The organism is Nitrosomonas europaea (assembly GCF_900167395.1).
Classification (GTDB): domain Bacteria; phylum Pseudomonadota; class Gammaproteobacteria; order Burkholderiales; family Nitrosomonadaceae; genus Nitrosomonas; species Nitrosomonas europaea.
The window spans coordinates 1-22,929 of the sequence record NZ_FUWK01000042.1; the positions used below are offsets into that span (position 1 = coordinate 1).

The 22,929-nt window shown below is 52.0% G+C and carries 15 protein-coding genes and 1 pseudogene; 9 read left to right on the plus strand and 7 right to left on the minus strand.

Features of this window, described 5'->3' with window-relative positions:
* From B5D58_RS11330 to B5D58_RS11360, 7 genes are all read left to right on the plus strand, one after another.
* On the plus strand, positions 1 to 515 hold a 515-nt coding region (locus B5D58_RS11330; RefSeq protein ID WP_078737684.1), incomplete at its 5' end, for a cytochrome c family protein.
* Positions 516 to 768: 253 nt separating this feature from the next.
* Positions 769 to 1,566, plus strand: coding sequence for a hypothetical protein (locus tag B5D58_RS11335; protein ID WP_011112557.1), 798 nt, complete (start codon positions 769 to 771; stop codon positions 1,564 to 1,566).
* A 157-nt stretch (positions 1,567 to 1,723) separates the two neighbouring features.
* Positions 1,724 to 3,220, plus strand: a complete 1,497-nt coding sequence (locus tag B5D58_RS11340; RefSeq protein WP_011112556.1) for a DEAD/DEAH box helicase — start codon at positions 1,724 to 1,726, stop codon at positions 3,218 to 3,220.
* Between the two features lie 480 nt (positions 3,221 to 3,700).
* Positions 3,701 to 5,215, plus strand: coding sequence for a peroxidase family protein (locus B5D58_RS11350; RefSeq protein WP_011112554.1), 1,515 nt, complete (start codon positions 3,701 to 3,703; stop codon positions 5,213 to 5,215).
* Between the two features lie 323 nt (positions 5,216 to 5,538).
* Positions 5,539 to 5,667 (plus strand): hypothetical protein, encoded by a 129-nt coding sequence (locus tag B5D58_RS14330; RefSeq protein ID WP_256335824.1) that lies wholly within the window; start codon positions 5,539 to 5,541, stop codon positions 5,665 to 5,667.
* A gap of 382 nt (positions 5,668 to 6,049) precedes the next feature.
* Positions 6,050 to 7,144: an efflux RND transporter periplasmic adaptor subunit gene (locus tag B5D58_RS11355; RefSeq protein WP_011112553.1), complete on the plus strand. Its 1,095-nt coding sequence runs from the start codon at positions 6,050 to 6,052 to the stop codon at positions 7,142 to 7,144.
* The gene (locus B5D58_RS11360; protein WP_011112552.1) at positions 7,141 to 10,227 is read left to right on the plus strand and encodes an efflux RND transporter permease subunit; all 3,087 of its coding nucleotides are present in this window, start codon (positions 7,141 to 7,143) and stop codon (positions 10,225 to 10,227) included. Before B5D58_RS11355 ends, B5D58_RS11360 begins: the two co-directional genes overlap by 4 nt.
* An 87-nt stretch (positions 10,228 to 10,314) precedes the next feature.
* Here the strand turns inward: B5D58_RS11360 and yedF are convergent, their stop codons facing one another.
* The 6 genes from yedF to glgC form a co-directional block, all read right to left on the minus strand.
* Positions 10,315 to 10,557 carry a sulfurtransferase-like selenium metabolism protein YedF gene (gene yedF, locus B5D58_RS11365; protein ID WP_011112551.1) on the minus strand — a complete coding sequence of 81 codons (243 nt, stop codon included), beginning with the start codon at positions 10,555 to 10,557 and terminating at the stop codon, positions 10,315 to 10,317.
* Positions 10,554 to 11,786 (minus strand): selenium metabolism membrane protein YedE/FdhT, encoded by a 1,233-nt coding sequence (yedE, locus tag B5D58_RS11370; protein WP_074671334.1) that lies wholly within the window; start codon positions 11,784 to 11,786, stop codon positions 10,554 to 10,556. The genes yedF and yedE overlap by 4 nt, the downstream gene beginning before the upstream one ends.
* 201 nt (positions 11,787 to 11,987) lie before the next feature.
* Positions 11,988 to 14,684, minus strand: a complete 2,697-nt coding sequence (locus B5D58_RS11375; protein ID WP_011112549.1) for an MGH1-like glycoside hydrolase domain-containing protein — start codon at positions 14,682 to 14,684, stop codon at positions 11,988 to 11,990.
* Positions 14,685 to 14,811: 127 nt separating this feature from the next.
* Positions 14,812 to 16,824: an alpha-amylase/4-alpha-glucanotransferase domain-containing protein gene (locus B5D58_RS11380; protein WP_011112548.1), complete on the minus strand. Its 2,013-nt coding sequence runs from the start codon at positions 16,822 to 16,824 to the stop codon at positions 14,812 to 14,814.
* 70 nt (positions 16,825 to 16,894) lie between these two features.
* Positions 16,895 to 18,616 (minus strand): glycoside hydrolase family 57 protein, encoded by a 1,722-nt coding sequence (locus B5D58_RS11385; RefSeq protein ID WP_011112547.1) that lies wholly within the window; start codon positions 18,614 to 18,616, stop codon positions 16,895 to 16,897.
* 66 nt (positions 18,617 to 18,682) lie between these two features.
* A complete protein-coding gene (glgC, locus tag B5D58_RS11390) occupies positions 18,683 to 19,984 on the minus strand; it encodes a glucose-1-phosphate adenylyltransferase (RefSeq protein ID WP_011112546.1) in 1,302 nt (433 codons plus the stop codon).
* Positions 19,985 to 20,100: 116 nt separating this feature from the next.
* On the opposite strand from glgC, the gene glgB reads away from it, so the two are divergent.
* Positions 20,101 to 22,305, plus strand: a complete 2,205-nt coding sequence (gene glgB, locus B5D58_RS11395; protein WP_011112545.1) for a 1,4-alpha-glucan branching protein GlgB — start codon at positions 20,101 to 20,103, stop codon at positions 22,303 to 22,305.
* A 34-nt stretch (positions 22,306 to 22,339) separates the two neighbouring features.
* On the opposite strand, the gene B5D58_RS14460 is transcribed toward glgB, so the two are convergent.
* Positions 22,340 to 22,507: a hypothetical protein gene (locus B5D58_RS14460; RefSeq protein WP_412458337.1), complete on the minus strand. Its 168-nt coding sequence runs from the start codon at positions 22,505 to 22,507 to the stop codon at positions 22,340 to 22,342.
* Between the two features lie 140 nt (positions 22,508 to 22,647).
* On the opposite strand from B5D58_RS14460, the pseudogene B5D58_RS11400 reads away from it, so the two are divergent.
* Positions 22,648 to 22,929, plus strand: a pseudogene (locus tag B5D58_RS11400) (IS481 family transposase); the annotation flags it as partial.

Sequence of the window (22,929 nt, forward strand, 5' to 3'; positions counted from 1 at the left end):
AAGCCAAACAGAAAGCCAAACTGGATCCGGCCAAGGACTACACCCAGGACAAAGACTGCGTAGGTTGTCACGTGGATGGATTTGGTCAGAAAGGGGGCTATACGATCGAATCGCCCAAACCGATGCTGACGGGTGTAGGCTGTGAATCCTGCCATGGACCTGGACGTAACTTCCGGGGAGATCATCGTAAGAGCGGGCAGGCTTTTGAGAAATCGGGCAAGAAAACGCCTCGCAAAGATCTGGCAAAGAAAGGACAGGACTTCCACTTTGAAGAACGCTGCAGTGCGTGCCATCTGAACTACGAAGGTTCACCGTGGAAGGGAGCCAAAGCGCCTTACACCCCGTTTACACCGGAAGTGGATGCGAAATACACTTTCAAGTTTGATGAAATGGTCAAGGAAGTCAAAGCCATGCATGAACATTACAAACTGGAAGGCGTATTTGAAGGAGAGCCGAAATTTAAATTCCATGATGAATTCCAGGCCAGTGCCAAACCTGCCAAAAAAGGAAAATAGTGATTTCTTTCCTGACGGTTTGATTATGAGGTTTGTTCCGGAGGAGTAGTCATCGGCTTTTCCGGAATGAGCCCGAATTGATTTTTTAATATCCATGAATACCTCGGACATTGTCCGGGCAGACCAACAGGCATTCGGAATTTGTGTACTTTACTGTCTATCTGCTTATATTTGTTTCCGGCCTGGCAGACAAAATATACCGGGAGTTGCTGTTTTCAACCGTCGGAAGAGGCGGTTTTTTTATTTTTAGAATATGTTGAACATATTTCATAGATTCCCGGAAGTGACCGGGAATCCGGCTCACAGGAAACGTGATTATTTCATTGCAGCATTTACCTTCTTCTGTGTTGCAGTCAGTCTTGTAATCGATGCGCACGGGACGCTGCTGCTTCAGAACGTGCTGGGTGTCATTGCCTGGATTTTCCTGGTTGCGTTACTTCGTGGTGAAAACCGAGAAATAAGGATGCAGGTGGTGATTGCTGTTGCTTTTGCAACAGCAGGCGAGCATTTTGCATCCATTTATATGGGAGGATATACCTACCGCCTGGAAAATGTGCCGCTCTACGTACCGCCAGGCCATGGCATGGTTTATTTGACTGCAGTGACATTGGCCCGATCCGGTTTTTTCCTCCAACATGCACGGAAGATTGCAGCTTTCGTGGTGATTTCCTGTGGTTTGTGGTCAGCATGGGGTATTAGCGGGTTACCTGAACATGGTGATCAGGTAGGCGCATTGCTGTATGTGGTATTCCTGATTTATCTATTCAAAGGCAGATCGCCAATGGTGTATCTGGCTGCGTTCTTCATTACAACCTGGCTGGAACTGATTGGTACCGCCGCCGGAACCTGGCAGTGGGCAACGCTTGAACCAATATTCGAGTTGACACAAGGCAATCCGCCGAGTGGGGTCTCTGCCTGGTATTGTCTGGTGGATGCCGTTGCTATTAGTGGAGCACCTGTATTTCTGAATGCCTTTAACAGAATGAATGGTTTGCTCAAATGGCTTAAAACCAATGGAATCAGTCTCAAAGTGATTTTGAGCAGGAAATGAGTGTGATTTCTACTTTCTGGATTACGAGTAGCCGCGGTTTACGGGTTATCTTCAAACAGATTGTTGAAGATTGATGATGATTCAGGGCTCAACTCATTTGTGCTGTGGGAGTAATGCCTGTAGATTTTTGTGTTTCTACTTGTTGTAAAAATAGACTATGAGTAATGATGTGACGTTTGCCCAACTGGGCTTGTCCAGTGAAATTCTCCATGCAGTTAATGATGAAGGGTATGTGAATCCCACTCCGATCCAGGCCCAGGTCATTCCTTCGATTCTGGCTGGTAAGGATGTGATGGCCAGTGCGCAAACAGGTACCGGTAAGACAGCCGGCTTTACATTGCCGCTGCTGTACCGTCTGCAAGCATACGCCAATACGAGTGTGTCTCCTGCCCGGCATCCTGTTCGTGCCCTGATCATGGCACCGACTCGTGAACTGGCGATGCAGATCGACGAAAGTGTCAGGAAATATGGAAAATATCTTGCCCTGAGAACGGCTGTCGTTTTTGGTGGTATCAATATCGAGCCCCAAATCGCAGCGCTGCAGGCCGGGGTGGAGATACTGGTGGCTACTCCCGGTCGCCTGTTGGATCTGGTCGAACAAAAAGCAGTCAATTTTTCCAAAACCGAAATTCTGGTACTAGATGAAGCTGATCGTATGTTGGATATGGGTTTTTTGCCGGACATCAAGCGGGTGATGGCGCTGTTATCTCCACAACGGCAAAGCCTGATGTTTTCTGCAACATTCTCCGGTGAAATCAGGAAACTTGCCGACAGCCTGCTGAAGCAGCCGGTCCGAATCGAAGCAGCGGTACAAAATACAGTGAATGAATCTATTTCACATGTCATTCACTGGGTAAAGCCAGATAGCAAATTTGCCTTGCTGCTACACCTCATCCGACAGCAGAATCTGAAACAGGCACTTATTTTCGTCAAAACGAAACATGGTGCTTCCCATCTGGCGCAGATGCTTTCCCGCCACGAAATCTCGGCGGTTGCCATTCACGGCGACAGAAATCAGCAGCAGCGTACACAGGCGCTCGCTGAATTCAAGCATGGTGACGTGCAAATACTGGTTGCTACCGATGTCGCCGCGCGCGGTATCGACATTGAAAAGCTGTCACATGTCATCAATTATGAATTACCTGGTAACCCGGAAGATTATGTCCATCGGATCGGACGTACCGGCCGGGCCGGTAGTAAAGGAAAGGCTATTTCTCTGGTTAGCGAACATGAAAAAGAACTGCTGGCCAATATCGAAAAACTGCTGAACGCCAAACTGGAAACAGAACAGATTGCCGGTTTTGATGCGGAACAGTTTGCTCGCAGCCTGCCAGATCGGAAAAACCGGATGTCGGCCGGTAACTCCCGCTACGGCAATAAGCCGATGGAAAATGGGAGTGAGAAAAGCAGAAGTGAGAAACACAGGAAACTGCCATCATCCCAGAAATACTCCGGTTCTCGCCGAGGGGGAACGCAAAAATACAGCGACCCCATCTTTACCCAGCCTTACGTGCCACAGGCTAATTCGACACAGTCGACAACGCCCAAGCAGCCAGAAATCCAATCTCTGTTCCTGACATACAGGCAGGAAAAAAAGACCATTCCGGCGTTGTTTACGGCCTTGTCGAAAAGTAAAGCTGGCCAGGAGAACTGAATACACCTACATTCCCGGTTTTTCCCGTCTTTTTAGTTCATTACCTCCGTTTCAAAGAGTCGGCTGTCTCCAGACTGCGCAATCCGTATTACCAATCCCTCTTTCGTCATGCCGGGAAATTTCCAGTATCTCTGTGCAGTCACTTTCGGCACTTTAGTAGCCCCTGCCTAACGTCTGAATACAAGTAACCGTTGTGAGATTGGTCACAGAGCAACATTGCTGATGTGGCTATGCTTCCCGCTGTACATCGTGTCGATGCACTATCAGCAATATGTGCGAAGCATGAGTGGCCCGATGACAGAGATGTGGGGAGGCAATAGAGTACTCTCCGGCATTGCTGACTATGCACGCATGACTGTTTCCGGGATCAGGTACTCTCAAATATACAAGGGATCGTATGAAAGATTCAATCGGGAGATTCTGTCAAACGGTCTGATCTTTTTCCACCGACCAATGACTCAACTGGAGAATGAATAAAAAATGACATGGCATGGCTCGAATAAATCCGGCGGGTATAACCCTCCGAAATCCATCTCCTATGACCAAGGTAAATTCGGCCGGATGTTTCCTTCCCTTCCACCTTTTGCGCAGGATACCCGGCAAATCAGGGATGCTCTGAAAGAGCTCGGCAGGAAGGGCGGTATCATGGATGCCAAAGAAGATACAGACATTGCTGTCAACCCCAATCTTGCCCGCGATCTGATCATTGATCCCGCGTTGAGCCTCATTAACCCGAATAATCCGAATCTTGTGGCCGGTATGACTTTCCTGGGCCAGTTTCTCGACCACGACATCACGTTTGATCCAGTCTCCAACCTGGAAAGACAGTCAGATCCGGAATCCATCCGCAATTTCCGCCGGCCCCTGTTTGAACTCGACAGTATGTATGGTTCCGGGCCAAGTGCCTCACCTTATTTATACGACCAGAGTGCTGATGGAGAAGGCATCAAGTTCTATGTTGAGGAGATATCCGGTGCAGCTGCAGTGTCTGCAGGCGGCTTCGTACGTTATGATTTGCCGCGCAACAGTCAGGGAACGGCGTTGCTGGGTGATCCACGCAATGACGAGAATCTGATGGTTTCCCAATTACACCTTGCCATGCTGCGTTTTCACAATGCAGTAGTGGATTATGTGAAAGCACAATCCAGCCTGACAGACCCGGATGAAGTGTTTACTGAAGCCCAAAGGCTGGTGCGCTGGCATTACCAGTGGATCATCATACATGAGTATCTGGTAAGAACCGTTGGCAAGCCGCTGGTTGACAATATCCTGATCAACGGGCGTAAATTTTATAAATGGCACAATCAGCCCTTCATCCCGATTGAATTTTCGGCAGCTGCTTATCGTTTCGGCCATTCGCAGGTTCGCCCCTCATATCGCTCCAATTTCGGGCCGATACCTTCCGATATCAATTCGCAAATTTTTCGACTGATCTTCAACGATAATCTGGCAGACGAGCCTGACCCTGATGATTTGCGTGGGGGAAAACGTGCGCCATCCCGTTTCATCGACTGGCAGACATTCTTTGATTTTGGCGATGGCAAAGTGCGCCCAAGTAAAAAAATCGACACCAAACTTTCTACCACCCTGTTCGATTTGCCGGCTGTGCGTGGAGATATCCAATCTCTCGCACAGCTCAATCTGCTCAGAGGATTGACTTTCAGTCTGCCTTCCGGGCAAAGCGTGGCAAAAGCGATGAATCTGCCGATACTGAATACCACTGACCTTGCCGATCTGGTTGATTTTAAACTGCACCAGCGCACGCCACTCTGGTTTTACATTTTGCGTGAGGCGGAGGTGAAAGAGAACGGGGAACGGCTGGGGCCGGTGGGTGGACGTATCATCGCCGAGGTGTTTCTTGGCTTGTTGCAGGGAGATTCCATGTCTTACCTGCGGCAGGATCCGCGATGGATACCCACATTGCCGAGTACAGTGGAAGGCACTTTTAGGATGGCCGATCTGCTCAGGTTTGCTGGCGTAGTGGCTCCATTGTAAGGGCGAACCATCACGATACATTCGTACCCGGCTGATCCCCGGGTACCGGTGCTTCAGCCTGCTTTATCACAGCTCTGATCGACGCAGCCGTTGTCGCGTAATTATGGTGAGGACACATCAATCTGTACTGTATCTGACGATGTTCAGGACGGTAGCATAAATCACGCTATCCTCCATTTCCTGTTTACCTGGTCATCTAAAAAGCTCCCGGAACCAGGGTTATTCCTGTTTTGTTTCTAATACATTTATTGACATAAATCAATGAAATGTGAGCCGATCGGGTGCATGATTTTCCCGGGTTCAAACGAAAAGGAGTAATGAAAATGAGCGAAGTAGTAAAAGGTAGTGATACTGAAACCTTTAGGAAAATGATGGTTGCCGTCGTATTGATTATGACGGTACTGGCTTCGTTGATTGTGGTTTCAGCATACTTTTCACCGGCTGTACATTGATTGCACTGAAAAACTGCGCAGAAGTTGTATCGCTGCGCAGTTTCTTTTATCTAAGTATCATCTCTGCCAGTTTTGCCTGACTGGCGGGAATATCAGTAGTAAAAAATCCGCAACAAAAGGTCTTGCAGCAGGAAGTCTTCTCCAGGGTGCATTTTATTCTTTCCGGCTTGCCCCGTTGCAGCCCAATCGTTTCTTTTTTCCATCCTTCCGGTTCCATTTCCTGATTCTGATTTGTCTGTCGAAACAGCGGGTAGAACATTTACTTGTTTTTAAGCAGATGGAAGACATATTTTGATAATATCTCCAGTTATTTATCTTGGTCCGGTAGAACGCTCCGGGTTGCCGATTTGTTCATGTGTATTGCAAGGAGAGGGTCGACTTGATGTTGAATAGAGCAGGAAAATTGCTGAGCATGGCTCTGGTGCTATTGCTATCCGCCTGCGGCAAGCAGGAGGAGACGGTAAAAGTCGCCAGCCCGCCCTCGGTCAGTGTGATTACCGCTGAACAGATCTCGATGGAAGTACGTGAAGAAACCATTGGCTCGCTGGAGGGGATGATGGATCCGACCGTTGCGGCGGAAGTTTCCGGGCGGGTACTCAAGGTGCTGGTGCGTCAGGGTCAGCATGTGAAGAAAGGGCAGGAAATTGCTTTGCTGAACCCGGTCGATTACCAGTTGCAGCGACGGGAAGCACTCAGTGAAGTCGCCCGGCTGGAAGCTCTGCTGGAAAACCAGCAACGTTCGGTTGAGCGTAATGCCCGGCTGGTCGAGCGGAATTTCATTTCCCAGATCGTGCTGGATGATGTCAAGACCCAGGAAATTGCTTTACGCCGGCAGCTGGAAGGTGCCAAATCCCGGTTGGCCTCGATCGAACATAATCAATCCAAGACACGCCTGCTTTCCCCTGTGGATGGAACGGTTGAATCCCGGCTGGTTGCTGAGGGAGATTATGTCAAGGTGGGTGATCCATTGTTCCAGATCATCAGCAATCAGCGTTTGCGTGCTCATTTGCCATTTCCCGAAAGCATTGCCTCATCTATCAGGCCGGGTCTGGAAGTTCGGTTGAATACGCCTACTTCCAGTGTCGAGATCGTTTCTCGCATCAGAGAATTGAAGCCTGCCATCGGTGCAGGTAACCGGGCGATAGATGTACTGGCTGACGTGGAGGATCAGCCTGGTTGGCATACGGGTGCCAGTGTCAGTGGCGTGGTCGTGCTCGGTGTGCGCGAGAATGTGGTGGTAGTGCCGGAGCAGAGCGTAGTATTGAGACCGGCAGGCGAAGTGGTGTATGCCATCAGCCAGGATCAGGCACAAGCTCATCAGCGGGTGGTGCGTACCGGATTGAGGCAGGATGGCATGGTCGAAATCATTGATGGTATACAGGCGGGTGAGCAGATCGTGCTCGATGGTGCCGCTTTTCTGACGGATGGTGCCAGAATTTCTGTACAAAAAGAAATGTCAGTGCAGGCAGATTCATGACACTGCCGGAACTGTCGATCAAACGCCATGTACTGGCGTGGATGGTTTCCGGGTTACTGGTATTGCTGGGCGTAATCAGTTACCAGCGTATCGGTGTGGACCGCTGGCCATATATCGAATTTCCCATGATTTCGGTAACGACGACTCTGATCGGAGCCAATCCCGATATCGTCGATGCCAGTATTACCAGCATCATCGAGACGGCAATCAATACCATTCCCGGCATCGAGCATGTGCAATCCAGCTCTTCACCGAGTGTTTCGGTCACCACCATTACCTTCAGTCTGGACAAGAATATCGATGTTGCCTATAACGAGGTGCAGGCGAATATCAGCCAGGTTCTGCGGCGATTGCCGGATGATACTGATCCGCCGGTCGTGCGCAAGATCGAAACCAACGCGCAGCCGGTGATGTGGTTGTCACTGCAGGGGGATCGTACCCTGCAGCAGCTCAATCTGTATGGTTTCAACGTCATCAAGAAAAAACTGGAAACGATCGATGGTGTCGGTGAGGTTCGTCTTGGCGGACGCCGTGATCGCACCATACGTGTCAATATCCTGCCCGAGCGCATGGCCTCCTATAATCTGGCTGCCAGTGATGTCATCAGTGCTTTCCGGCGCGAGCACATCCAGTTGCCCGGTGGTTTTCTGGTGGGCAGGAATACAGAAAGGCTGATCAAGCTCGATCTGGAATTCCATAATTTAAAGGATATGAGTAACCTGATCGTGGCTTATCGTGATGGTGCTCCGATCCGGCTGAAGGAAATTGCAGAGATCGAAGATGAGCTGGCCGATTATCGCCAGGTGGCACGCTTTAATGGCCAACCTTCGCTGGGAGTGGGAATCGTCAAGGTTTCGAATGCCAACACAGTGGCCATCATCGAGGAAGTTGAACGCAGGTTGAAAGAAGATATCGTTCCCAGCCTGCCACCCGGAATGCGTATCGGTGTTTCCACCAGTGATGCGATTTTTATCAAGGAACTGGTGAATTCACTGCAGGAACACCTGATCGAGGGGACGTTACTGGCTGCGCTGATCGTCTGGCTGTTCCTGCGTTCGGTCCGATCCACACTGATCATTGCGACAGCCATTCCGGTATCGCTGCTGGGAGCGGTTGCGGTGATGTATTTCTCTGGATTCACCTTCAATACCATGACATTGCTGGCATTGCTGTTGCTGATCGGGGTGGTGGTGGATGATGCCATCGTCGTGCTGGAAAGTATTTTCCGGCACATGAGCCGGGATCAGGCCAGGTATGGCAAGGTGGATACGGCGGCTGCGTCGGTCAGAGGCAGCCATGAAGTGGTATTTGCCGTGATTGCGGCCACACTGTCACTGGTTTGCATATTTGCACCGGTCATTTTCATGGATGGCATCATCGGCAAATTTTTCAAATCGTTTGCGGTGGTCGTCACGTTTGGTGTGTTGATTTCCCTGCTGGTTTCCCTGACACTGACGCCGATGCTTTGCTCGCGTTATTTGCGAGTCGATCGTAAACACGGGCGCCTCTATCACTGGTTGGATAACGGGTTCAATCGCATGGACCGGATATATGGCTCGTTGCTCGAGTTTTCCATCCAACATCGCTGGAAGGTCATCCTGATTACTACCCTTACGGTACTGAGCAGCAGTTTCTTTTTTGGCAAGGTGGAAAAGGAACTCTCCCCGGAGGCCGATGAAGGGGTATTCATGATCACTTTCAGAACACCGCTGGGTTCGAGTATCGACTATACCGATTCCCGTCTCAAGTTGATCGAAGGTGTATTGACTTCCTATCCTTCGGAAGTGGCCAGTTATCTGGGCATGATCGGAGCCGGGCAGGATGGTCAGGTGAACAGGGGATTCGTCAATGTCCGCCTGTATGACCGCAATGATCGTACCATGACCCAGAAAATGCTGATTCGCGAACTGAGGGAACGTTTCGACAAAATCCCGGGTGTACGGGCATTTCCTGCGCCGGTTGCCATCGTGCGCGGCCAGCGTCCGGAGAAATTGCAGTTCAATCTGACCGGCCCCAATCTGCAGGAAGTGGGTCGACTGGCCAAGGAAATGCAGCGACGGCTCGGTGAAATACCAGGAATGGGTAAGGTGGATCTGGATCTCGACCTCGATTTGCCGCAACTGGTAGTGGATCTGGATCGGACGCGAGCCGCCAGTCTCGGTATCTCGGCTACTGATGTCGCCATGGCAATCAATATGTTTACCGGTGGAGTGGATGTGGCCCGGTTCAGTGATGAACCAGGGGATGGGCAACGTTACCAGATCAGAATCAAAGGTAAGGAAAACCGGTTCAATCAGCTCGAAGATCTGAAAAAAGTTTATTTGAGAAGCACCGGAAATGAGCTGGTGAGGCTGGATACGGTTGCTAAATTCCGTGATAACCTCGGTGCTGCGGTAATCGGGCGATTCGACCTGCAATATGCGGCAATGTTCTATGCCAACCCGGCATTCTCGCTGGGCAATGCGACCGATATGGTATTCCAGCAGGCCGCCGAATTCATGCCAGTGGGTTATACGGTGAAAATGACCGGGCAGGCAGAAGAGCTGGCCAAAACGATGACGAATACGCTGTTCATTTTTACGCTCGCACTGATTCTGCTCTACATGGTACTGGCCAGCCAGTTCAATTCCTTTCTGCAACCACTCATCGTCATGGTGGCGCAGCCGTTGGCAATCATCGGCGGTATTTTTGCCTTGTGGCTGACGGGGAACTCGCTCAACATATTTTCCATGATCGGTCTGGTGCTGCTCATCGGTCTGGTGGCAAAAAACTCGATTCTGCTGATCGACTTGACCAATCAACTGCGTGAACAGGGTAAATCTGTGGATGACGCACTGAGAGAAGCCTGTCCGGTTCGATTGAGACCGGTGTTGATGACTTCACTGACCGTCATTCTGGCGTTGCTGCCTGCAGCGATGGGGTTGGGTGCCGGTGCTGAAACCAATCGTCCGCTTTCCATCGCGGTGATCGGCGGCATGATTTCCTCGACATTGCTGACACTGGTGGTGGTGCCTGCGGTTTATTCTCTGGTGATGCAGGCAGTGGATAAATTACATCTATCCCGGCACGGATCGGCTGATTGATCCGGGCTGTGTAGTTGATCGAGGTACGATTTGTGCCGGGTGAACGGTATTTATCCTGATTTTCTGATCCGTACCACGTGTGAGTGATTAACCGGGCACGCGGATCAGAAAGCGAAACAGCGGTCCGTGTTGTTCTACTGCCAGGCAGTCATAACCTTTGGCGCGCGCATCTTCAGGGATACCGTTGACTGACTGGGCACAGTCGGTGATGACTTCCAGCACCTGGCCGGCCGTCATATCGGCCAGGGCTTCAAGGGTGGCAATGGCGTTGTACGGGCAATGTTCACCCCGCAAATCCAGTGATAAATCCGGTTGATGATTATGATTCATCGTGCAAGGCCTTCTCTGACAGCAAAACGTCGGGCATTGAGGTATACCAGCAGCATCGCCAGCATCAGGCCGGCCAGACTGAGTAACAGGCCGGTGCCTGCTCCCAGGTACTCCAGCAGATTGATTTTCGGATAAGGCAGAGCCAGTGTACCGCCCAGCTCATCCCAGAAGATGGCTACCAGCGTGCCACCGATGACGTTGCCGATACCAACTATCCAGAAATGTACCTGGCCTTCCATCGCCCGGTACATCCAGCCGGTTTCGCAACCACCGGCCAGCACGATACCGATACCGAACAGCAATCCACCAAGGGCTGCATTGGGGCCCATCCAGAAGATTTTGGGTGTTGCGCCCAGGGCAATTGCGCCGAAGGTACCGAGGCAGGCTACCACCATGCCTAACAGAATACCGTAGGCGATACGGGTGCGCCCGGTAGTCCACAAATCACGCGCGGCACTGGTAAAACAGATTTGCCCGCGCTCGATCACCGCGCCGAAAAACACCCCGAACAGTACTGCCAGGCCCAGAACCAGCGATGTCTCAAAGCGCCAGGCAGCAAAACCCAGCACCAGTACGGCAATCAGCAGACCAAGGCGATTTTGCAGGCGGGCACGTCGCGCCAGGCTGGCAGTATCAGCGAATAGTGAGCTGGGTGCCGTATCCAGACGCAGTGGTGTGCGCAGAAACGGTAACAGGCAGAGTTTTACGCCAATCCAGGCACCGATTACCGTGGTCAGCATGAAGGCCCAGGCGTGCAGTGAGAACATCGGAATACCGGTGAAGAAGGCCGCCAGGTTGCAGCCCATCGCCAGGCGTGCGCCAAAGCCGGCGATGATTCCGCCGATCAGTCCCTGCGCCAGCCGGCGCCGGCTGGTCGGCCAGCGCAGTTGCACATTGCCAGCCCACAGCGCAGCACATAACGCACCGGCAAACATGCCGATGATCATGACGCCATCGATGCGTTCGAGTGGAGAGCCGTTCAGGCCGATCAGTTGAAAATAACTCCATTGCTGCGGGGAGAAGCCGAGCAGCGCGGCAATATGCCCGCCCCAGCGGGTGAATTCGCCAGTGACAGCCCAGAAAGTACCGGTAATGGCGAAGTAATAAGCGGAAGCCACTCCCAGTGCCAGCAGTGCTGGAATGGGAGACCAGAAGCGCACCAGATACTGGGCACGAAACTCGGCAAGGGACATTTTTGAACTCCAATCGTGGGACTGTAAACGCCGCATCAGAACGCGGAATGATGATTATTTTAACGGTAACTTGCCGCGTGCGAAGCTGTTTATGCTGCCAATGGCTGTTTGAACGGGAACGTGAGATTCAGCGTTCATTCGTACGAATCATAGTTGCCAGGCATATTTTTTGTGATTGTTTATGTTTTGATGAAAGCCATTTTGGACAGCAGGAATAGATTGATTGGCAGGATGGCATCAGATACCGTTATTTCCCGCCAGGATGGCCGAGATTTCCTGCATACCCAGTTCTGTCAGCTCTTCCTGCTCCAGAGAGCCAAATATCGTGAGCAGGGCGGCCAATGCGCCTGTCCAGCCGGTCTGGTGACTGGCTCCCAGCCCGGAGCCGTTTTCGCCGTGAAAATATTCATAAAACAGCAGATTGTCCCGCCAGTGGGGATCGATCTGAAATTTTTCAGTATTGCCAAAAACCGGGCGCCTGCCCTGTTCATCCGGCAGGAAGATATGGAGTAATCGTCCGGCAATCATTCTGGCAATCCGAAACAGATTGTATTGTTTGCCCGAACCGGTGGGGCATTCAACTTGGAAATCTTCCCCGTAGTAGGCATACAGTGTCAGCAATGCACGAATGATCAGGATATTGATCGGCACCCAGACGGGACCGCGCCAGTTGGAATTGCCTCCAAACATGTTTGAAGTAGATTCACCCGGCTGGTAGTCTGCGGTGAAAGTCTGTCCGTTCCAGTGAAACTGGTAAGGATGTTCCAGATGGTATCTGGAAAGTGACCGGATTCCGTAAGGACTCAGAAATTCCTGTTCATCGAGCATTTTCGACAAAATGCGGCGTAGTTTTTCTTCATCTACGATGGCCAGCAGGCGACGGCCTTCGACTCCGGGTGTGGTCGGACAAAAGATGTGATCAGCCAGGAATTGCCTGCGTCGGACCAGATTTTCAAAATGTTCTGCCACCAGTGGCAGTTTGTCCAGTGTGGTTCGTTCGATGACTGTCACGGCACATAAAGGCAGCAGCCCGACCAGCGAGCGTACCTTGATGCGGGTAGAGTGACCGTCCGGAAAACGCAGAACATTGTAGAAAAAGCCATCCTCGTCGTCCCACATATCCCGATGTTCATCGCTGATATCCTGCATGGCTGCAGCGGTTGCCATGAAGCGGTTCAAATAGGAAAGCACTCTCTGTTCGTAATCCGGATCATGGAGGCTCAGTTCCAGTGCGATCTGCAGCATATTCTGCGAGAACAGGGTCATCCAGGCAGTGGCATCCGATTGTTCCAGATGACCACCAGTCGGTAGTTCAACGCTGCGATCGAATACACCGATGTTGTCCAGACCCAGGAATCCACCTTCATATACATTCTTGTCCGGTTCGCGATGTGTTTCCCACCAGCTGAAATTCCGCTCCAGGCTGGCAAAGGCAGATTTCAGAAATGACAGATCGTTCTGGTCATGGTAATCCTGACACACCTGATAAACCATATAGACAGCCCAGGCATGCACTGGCGGATTTACATCACTGAAATTCCACTCGTAGGCCGGAATCTGCCCGTTCGGGTGCTGGTAGCGGTTTTCCAGGAACAGGCCGAGCTGCTGTTTGGCAAAGGCAGGGTCTATCATTGCCAGCGGCAGAGTGTGGAAAGCCGTATCCCAAACAGCAAACCATGGATATTCCCATTTATCCGGCATGGAAATGATATCCCGGCATTTCATGTGCGCCCAGCCGGCATTGCGTGCATTGTGTCGGGGGTGCTCGTTCAGCCAGCGTTCCACATCGAACTCGTAATATTGTTTGGTCCATATCATGCCGGCCAGTGCCTGCCGCAGAATACGCTGCTGTTCCTTGTTCAATCTGCCGCCGGACAGGGAGGCGTAAAAATCATCTGCTTCCTTTTTTCGCTGATCGATAAGCGTATCGAAGCCGGCAAAAATTTTGTCTGTAGCGGGAGCGGAGGATTCAGCGCGGCGCAGGCGCAATCTGAGCACGCGAGTTTCTCCGGGAGGAATATTCAGGGCATAGTCTGCCGCCGCTTTGGTACCGTGGTTGGCGGGGTTGATGGCATCTTTCTGGCCGCAGACGATATGATTATTGATACCGTCTTTGGTGTAGGAGCTCGCGTTGTCTGTATGAAAGAGTCGACAGGTGTTGGTTTCGTTTTCACAGAACAACAGAGTCGGTGCATCCGCGCAATACAGCCGGTAATCTCCCGATTCGTTTTGCTGAGTATGGATGATCCGGCAATCGTCCTGGTTTTCTTCCTGATACAACGCCGGTTTGGCCAAACCCGGTGCCCACGACCAGGTATTACGAAACCAGAGTGTCGGCAGTATTCGCAAATCTGCCGTTTCAGGGCCACGGTTGACAGCACTGATCCGGATCAGAATGTCTTCCGGATCAGCCTTGGCATATTCTACAAAAATATCGAAATACCGGTTTTCATCGAAAATCCCGGTATCCAGCAACTCGTACTCCGCTTCCTGCCGGGAACGCCGTTCGCTGGTAGTAACCAGATCTTCGTAGGGATAAGCAGCCTGCGGATATTTGTAGAGGTATTGCAGATAGCTGTGGGTGGGAGTGGCATCCAGGTAAAAATAATATTCCTTGACGTCTTCACCGTGGTTGCCCTGCAGATTGGTCACGCCAAACAGGCGTTCTTTCAGCACCGGATCGCGCCCGTTCCATAATGTCAGTGCGAAACAGAGCAGCTGATGGTCATCGCTGATGCCTGCCAGGCCATCTTCCCCCCAGCGGTAAGCACGTGCGCCTGACTGGGAATGAGGAAAGTGGTTCCAGACATCGCCATTGTCGCTGTAATCCTCTCGCACCGTGCCCCATTGTCGCTCGCTCAGGTAAGGCCCCCATTTCTTCCATGAGGCTTTGCCTTCATCACATTGTCCGAGACGACTGGATTCTTCTGACATGGTGCTGTTCCCTTGATATCGCTTTATTCGGTTTTTCGACCTCCGCAGCGGATCCGGCAGAAGTTCTGCGGGAAAAGCACCTGCCGGATAAAGACGGGGAGAGAAGATGACCTCCGGTGGTGGATGTTTACCTTTTTTTGTCGAATTGCAAGGTGATGCGTTGCTCGCGGGTAGTTACCGGCCAGGTCAATGTCAGTTTGGCCGCCTGCATGATTTTCTCAAACCCGCCTTCCGACTGTGAAACCGTGAAATGAGGGCAGGCGTGGAATGTTGCTGCAGAGCTGATTTTGAGTGACAGATTGCCGCCCAGTGTGTCATCTTCCAGCGTGAGTGCAGTCAGATCGCCGAGTTCGATGGCGCTCCCGAAGCCGGACAGAGCGATACGATCTCTGACATAACGTCCCCCCGGTCCGTCACAACTGGGCATGGCCAGGTTGATTTCCGTCTGCATATGCCCTGCTACTTCATTTGTGCATTCATACGTTACCAGCAACCGGTTGGCGGAAATCCGAAAGTATTTGTGTATCAGCCCGGCGCCTGCCACTGTCTGGAAAATGATTTCATCCTCCCGGGTTGAGGGTTGCAACTGGTAGTGTAATGATTCACCGTTCAGGCGATCGATGAAGAGAGATTGTGCATGCGGATCCGGTTCGAGATCAGCATGACCGATTTTATGTTTGAAGCTGACCCGATCATGTGCCGAGGCGATCCCTGACTGGTCATGTGTCGAATTTTCCCCGGAATTCAGCCGGATTTTACGGTAGTAATGTTCCGTCTGGCGAGTGAGTGTGTCAGCAAAATTGTGTTTGAGTGGGTAAGTGTCGAGTTCACAGATACTGGCGCCGCCATCCAGTTTCAGGATGATTTGCACGATTCCATTCTGCAGATGAATTTCTTCCGTACCATCCAGATCGATATCTTCCTGATACCGGGCAGTGCGGGGGACGCACTGATCGAGCAGTGCTTCCAGCTCGATCAGATTATTGTAGACGGCGCGTCGCAAATGGGGGAGATACAGGCCGCCGAATAATCCGTGCCAGTAGGCATCGTTAGCCTGGGAAGCGTACAGGCATTGCTGCATGGCATCCGTGCGCTGGCTTGCCGGCAGCCGCGCGTAACGTGCGGAAAGGCCGAGCATGCGCTTGTGCATCCAGTTGGATTCAGGGTAACGCGAAAAAAAGTTTTTCCAGATTCCACCACGCAGAAAAGATTTGTTGGGCTCATACCAGCCCGCTGCCTTGGCCTGTTGAACCAGATCGGCATAGGTGTGAGCGGGCTCGGCAGGCAGCGTCCACTCGTTCATCTCGATGTAGGATGTGGTAGGGAGGTAGAGGATGCCGCGGGTTTTCTCGCTGGCATGGTAATCCCGGTAGTGTTGCATCCGGATACGGGGAGAGGCGAGCACACCCTGAATGAATTGTTCCAGCCAGCCTCGTTCATAAACCCACTGATAGGTTTCCGGCCAGATACCGAATTTCTCGATGTCATCAAAATAGACCGCGGCGGGCTGACGTCCGGTGGTGGCCTGATCAGTCAGTGATTCGATATAGGCGATGGCTTCCTGTGCGGGAGAAAACGGGAGCCGGTAGCGCAGGGCTTCTGATATCGGAAAAAGATCCAGAGAGTGACGATCTTCTTCAGTGGTGAAAAAGCCATCCAGTTCCGTTTTACGTTTGCCGGCACAGATGAAGTGGTAGTCATCCACGATCACGTAACGGATACCGCATCTTGTCAGCGCGGGAATGACCGTGGATTCCCAGACACGTTCGGTCAGCCAGGCGCCTTGCGGTCGCTGGCCCAGTTTTTTCTTGAGCTTGGTCGAAAAGGTTCTGAGCTGGCCGACCCGGTCGCGCTCGGGGATGGCTGCCAGTACCGGCTCGGTATCTCCTGCGCCGAACAGCTCGACTTGCCCGCGTGTGACCATTTCACGCAGCAACGCCATATCCTGCGGATAATGTTCGAACAGAAAATCCAGCAGCCAGCCTGAGAAATGGACAGCGAAACGAAATTCCGGATAACGGTGCAGAGTATGCAGAAACGGCTTGTAACAGCGTTCATGTGCGTCGATGACGACTTCCGGAAAATTACCGATCGGCTGGTGGGCGTGGACACCAAAAAGGAATGATACGGAAGAAGTCATCAGAGTATCCTGCAGGTCAAGTGTTTATCGGCTATTCCATAGTGTCTGTACCAGGTTCTATGTATCTGGATCAGGAAGCGGCATGTCGCATCGCGCCACTTTCGCCGGTTGATGTTCCCCCCCGGCTGATGGGTTCGAGTATGGTGACCGGAGCAGGGATTTTCAGCAGGCGATAAAGGTTGGCGAGATTTCGGCGGAAAGCGAAATCAAAGCTTTCCACTGAATGCGGTGAATTGTAATCACCGAACCACCAGAACCAGTCTGAACTTTCACATGAAGCGAGCTGTTTTCCGGCTGCTGTCTTTTCTTCGTCCGTCAGACGCGGGCCCTGCATGACGAGATCATAACTGTGTTTGGCGGCACATAACAGTTCCCAGGCAAGATTTTTATCGTGATCACCAATCCAGGTGGAAAAGCTGCCATATACCCAGCTTCCGGCGGTAAGCGCTGGTAAACGGGTTACTTTAACCTTGCTCTCAGACAGTCCGGCACTATATTCTCGGAAGGTTGTGGTACGGATATCAGGGCTTTTCTCCAGCATTTCGTACAGATCGTTCAGGAAGTAGTAGCCATTGTAGGGATAGGATTCCCAGGCATTTTCACCATCCAGAATCACACTGACGACCGGGGCGGGATTGTTATGGATCTCGTTGCGAATCTGTTTGAGCCGTTGCATGAAATTTTCGGCAGCATCATGCCCAAACCATTTGGAGTATTCGAATCCGATCATGTCGGATAACTGATCATCCCGGTAAAAGCACAGAATACTGCTGTTTCCGGTTTCAAACCGGTATGGACGGTAAAGATATTCGTTACGGGCCGGCAAAGGTTGATCAGGATGGGATTTGCGCAAGCTGTTGGCCAGAACGCCTTCACCGCTGGCACACCACTGACGGCCGTGTTCGATCAGGATGTCGAGCAATGGCTCCGATACAGCTCCTTCGGCCGGCCATACGCCGGCAGGATCGCTGCCAAACCGTCTCCGATGGCTGTCGATGGCGGACTGCAGATGGAATGCCACCCGCTTGCGTCCGCCCGGATAGACGGGACTGGTGGGCAGCATGGCTTCAGGCAGGCTGTCCCGCGCGGAAGTGAAATCGATCAGCAGGGGTGCGAGCGGATGATAGTGTGGTGTGGTGGAAAGCTCGATCTGGCCGGATTCCGCCAGTTTGCGGTAGCGCGGAATGATATTCTGAATGAGCTTGCCAATGAGATGAAACAGCAGCATCCGGTCACCATGGCTGAACAGTTTGCCCTGCGACATGAGGTTGACGACGCATTCATTTTCCCGGCGCACACTTTCGCCTGTCCATGCGAGGTGATACCACACCAGCAGATCGGCCAGATACTGGCCGGAGATGTACATGAGTTCCTTGTCGCCCATTTTCAACAGATGATCATACAGATCACGCAGATACTGATAGGACGGATAGGGCCTGAGCATGGTGTCATGATTGTTCAGGAAGCAGCTGTTCAGGATCAGCCGGCGCTCAGCGGGAGAAATCCGGTCGAGATCAGGTACCGCGAGCAGGCGCAGTAACGGGTCACGAATCGTACCGTGCGTAAATTGGTCAGCATAGTCTTCCAGCTGATCCAGCAGGACAGGAACGAAATTCACGACCAGCCTGATATTCGGATGCTTTTCAAGATGATGCGCCATGTCGGTATAGTCCTTGATGGCATGCAGATAGACCCACGGCAGCATGTATTCACCGGTTTTATAGTCCCGGTAATCCGGCTGGTGCATGTGCCAGAGCAGAACGAGATCAAGTGTGGAAGAACGGCTGGTCATCGTGTATCAGTTCATGTATATAAAGTTGCTGATAGTCATCCCGGTTTTACGGCCGGACTGGAAAATTCAGCGGATGTAGTGGATGCCCTGTCCCAGCATTTCCGGCGTAATCAGCGTAATCCCGTCATCCGTGACATAAAAATGTTTCCTGTCTTCATCAGGATTGAAACCGACTTTAAGGCCTTCTGGTATCTGGCATTCCTTCTCCACCACTACCCGTTTGAGGTAGGCGTGTCGGTCGATGCTGACATTGGGGAGGATGACCGAATCTTCGATAGTGCTGTAGCCACGTATCTGAACATTGGAAAACAGCAGGGAGCGGCGTACTGTTGCACCACTGATGATGCACCCGCCGGATACCATTGAATCCAGCGCCTGACCACGACGATCATCATCGTCGAACACAAATTTGGCGGGTGGCAGTTGCTCCTGATGAGTCCAGATCGGCCAGTCTTCATCGTACAGATTCAGATCCGGCGTGATAGTCGTGAGATCGATATTGGCTTTCCAGTAAGCATCCACTGTTCCCACATCACGCCAGTAAGGCACACCTGAAGCCATATTGACACAACTGTTCTGGAAGCGGTGTGCGTATACCCGGGCATTACTTGCCACCAGACGGGGTATCACATCTTTGCCGAAATCGTGTGAGGACTGATCCATATCGTGATCCTGGATCAGTTGCTCGTACAGAAATTTTGCATTGAAGACATAAATGCCCATACTGATCAGAGCATGACCAGGCTTTCCGGGAATCGGAGCCGGATGTTCAGGTTTCTCGGCGAAGCTGGTGGTACGCCAGCTGTCATCTACTGCCATGACACCGAATGCGCTGGCATCTTCCACCGGAACTTCCAGGCAGGCAATCGTCAGATCTGCCTGTCTCTCGACGTGTTCGGCCAGTATCCGACCGTAATCCATTTTATAGATGTGATCACCGCCGAGGATCAGCACATAACCGGGATTATGCGTGCGGAGAATGTCGAGATTCTGGAAGACCGCATCAGCCGTGCCCTGGTACCAGGTTCCTTCTTCTGTACGCTGCTGTGCAGGTAACAGCTCGATGAATTCCTGGAACCGGCCATCGAGAAAACTCCAGCCGCGCTGGATATGACGTATCAGGCTCTGTGCCTTGTATTGAGTGACCACACCAATGCGCCGGACTCCCGAGTTGACGCAATTGGACAGCGTGAAATCGATGATGCGGAATTTACCGCCGAACGGAACGGCCGGTTTTGCACGCCAGTCCGTCAGGTTTTTCAGACGTGTTCCGCGACCGCCTGCCAGAATCAGTGCAAGTGTATTGCGGGTAAGTGTACTGACGAAACGCGGATTATCATTCGTCTGGACAGCTGGTTGAACTTTCATGGTCTCCTCGCTGATTTGCAGTGTTTTAAAAAACCGCATACCCTGTTGGTCATCTTACTTGATCCGAATAACCATTACCAGCCACCATTACCAGCCATTATGGCAAATCCATATCAATGAAATCCTTATCTTCTTCATCCCCGGGTTCGTCGGAGGATTCTGCACAATCATTACTGCTGACCGCCAGGCTGTACGATCCCTGTTCTTTCCTGGGAATGCACGCTGCTCCAAATGGCAGGCTGATCAGGGTGTTTCAGCCTTATATGTCACGTGTGTGGCTGCATACCCTGTCGGGCTATCAGCCAATGCGAAGCGTACATCAGGACGGGATCTTCGAATGGGAGGGGGAAGGGGTCATGCACCCCTATCTGCTGCGTATGGAAAATACGGCAACCGGGGTGATCGAAGAACGGCATGATCCCTATGCCTTCCCCATGCAGATTTCAGGCCACGACTTGTATCTGTTCAATGAAGGGCGCCTGCTTCAGGCTTATCATATGCTGGGTGCTCACCGGGTCAGGAATCATGGTGTCACCGGCACACGTTTTGCCGTATGGGCACCGAATGCCGAACGGGTCAGCGTCGTTGGAGATTTCAATCGCTGGGATGGCAGGGTATATCCCATGATGGTGCATGGCCACAGCGGGGTATGGGAGCTGTTCATTCCGGATTTACCCGAGGGAGCGATATATAAATATGAAATCCGCAATCGGATCAGCGGTGAGATCCTGCTCAAGACCGACCCTTATGCAACGACATATGAACTGCGCCCCAATAATGCCGCACTGACTCCGATCGAGCAGAAATACGACTGGAAGGATGACGATTGGATAGCCCGGCGCAAAGGCTGGGACTGGCTGCATGCCCCTCTCAACATCTATGAACTGCATGTCGGTTCGTGGAAGCGCCATCCGGATGGCAGATTCTATTCCTATCATGAACTTGCCGATCATCTGATTCCTTATCTGCAGGATATGGGGTATTCCCATGTCGAATTGCTGCCGATATCGGAACATCCGCTGGATGAATCATGGGGGTATCAGGCCACCGGCTATTTTGCGGTGACGAGCCGCTATGGCAGTCCGGAAGCATTCATGAGCTTCGTGGACAGATGTCATCAGGCCGGGATTGGCGTGATTCTCGACTGGGTTCCCGCACATTTTCCGCAGGACAGTTTTTCACTGGCGCGGTTTGACGGCACTGCCCTGTATGAGCATGAAGATCCGCGGCTGGGCTACCACCACGACTGGGGAACATATATCTTCAATTATGGCCGCAACGAGGTGAAATCCTTTCTGCTCTCCAGCGCCCATTACTGGCTGTCTGCTTTTCATATCGATGGTTTACGTGTGGATGCCGTGGCTTCCATGCTTTACCTGAATTACTCACGCAAGGAAGGAGAATGGCTGCCAAACCGCTATGGCGGACATGAAAATCTGGAAGCGATCGAGTTTCTGCGGGCACTGAATACCATGGTGCACGGGGAATTTCCGGGTGCGCTGACATTCGCCGAGGAATCCACTTCCTGGCCGGCGGTATCCCGCCCGGCCTACCTTGGCGGATTGGGCTTCTCCATGAAATGGAACATGGGCTGGATGAATGATACGCTGAGTTATATGCAGCATGACCCGGTGCATCGGCGCTATCACCACAACGAGCTGACGTTCAACCAGCTCTATGCCTACACCGAAAATTTCGTGCTGCCGCTTTCGCATGATGAAGTGGTGCATGGCAAGAAGTCCATGCTGGACAAGATGCCGGGCGATGGCTGGCAGAAATTTGCCAATCTGCGCCTGCTGTTTACCTATCAGATGACCTGCCCGGGCAAGAAAATCAACTTCATGGGAAATGAACTCGGCCAGGGGCATGAATGGCGCGTGGGTCATGAACTCGACTGGTACCTGCTGGAACGTGATCCGCATCGCGGTATACAGGCGCTGACGCGCGATCTGAACCACCTTTACCTGAATACACCGGCGCTGCATGAACTGGATTTCTTTGCCGAAGGTTTTTCCTGGATCGATTGCCATGACGTGGAGCAATCGGTCATCAGCTACCAGCGCCACGCCAGAGATGGATCATTTGTGCTGGTAGTGCTCAACTTTACCCCGATACTGCGTACCGGTTACCGTGTCGGCATCCCGGGATCGAGTGCTTACCAGGAAGTGTTCAACAGTGATTCAATTTATTACGACGGCAGTAATGCCGGAAATGCCGGAAAAATCAGCCCGACCGGGCAACCCTGGTCCGGCCAGCCTGATTCCATCATCATTACACTGCCTCCTTTGGCAGGTGTCATTCTGAAAGCGGCAGATGGTTGAGTGTAAAAATCACAATTCAATCTACGGTTACGAGTTATCGGACAGTCAGCGCTTTTTGAGACGCACTGTCCGATAATTCCTGCGTAGTATCGATTATTTTCGATTGTGCAAGTTCTTTGGTATCGCGGGAGGTCTGCATCGAGGTTTTACCGTAGCGGTATTTCCCGGAATAGGGCCGTTCGTTGTATTTTCGCAGCCACATCATCCATATCGGTTTGCAATGCTTCCAGGTCGTAATACAGCTTTTTACGGAAGGCGATGTTGTAAAATTCATCCTGCTAGGTGTTTGGTCCCGCATTGTGATGGTGTATTGTATGATTTGCTACCGACACAGGAGGAATTATGGGACAGATATTACACGGGAGCGCCCGCACGACAGCGGCGGTGCGTCGAGCGATACAACATAGTGAAGAGAGCCTGAATGTGCTGGCCAGGCGCTACGCCATCAATCCCAAGACGGTGGCGAAATGGAAGAAGCGCAACTTTACGCACGATGCCAGGATGGGTCCGAAAGAGCCGCGTTCCACGGTTCTGACACCAGAGCAGGAAGCCGCTTGCGTAGCCTTCCGCAAACATACGCTGCTGCCGTTGGATGACTGCCTTTACGCCTTGCAAAGCAGCATT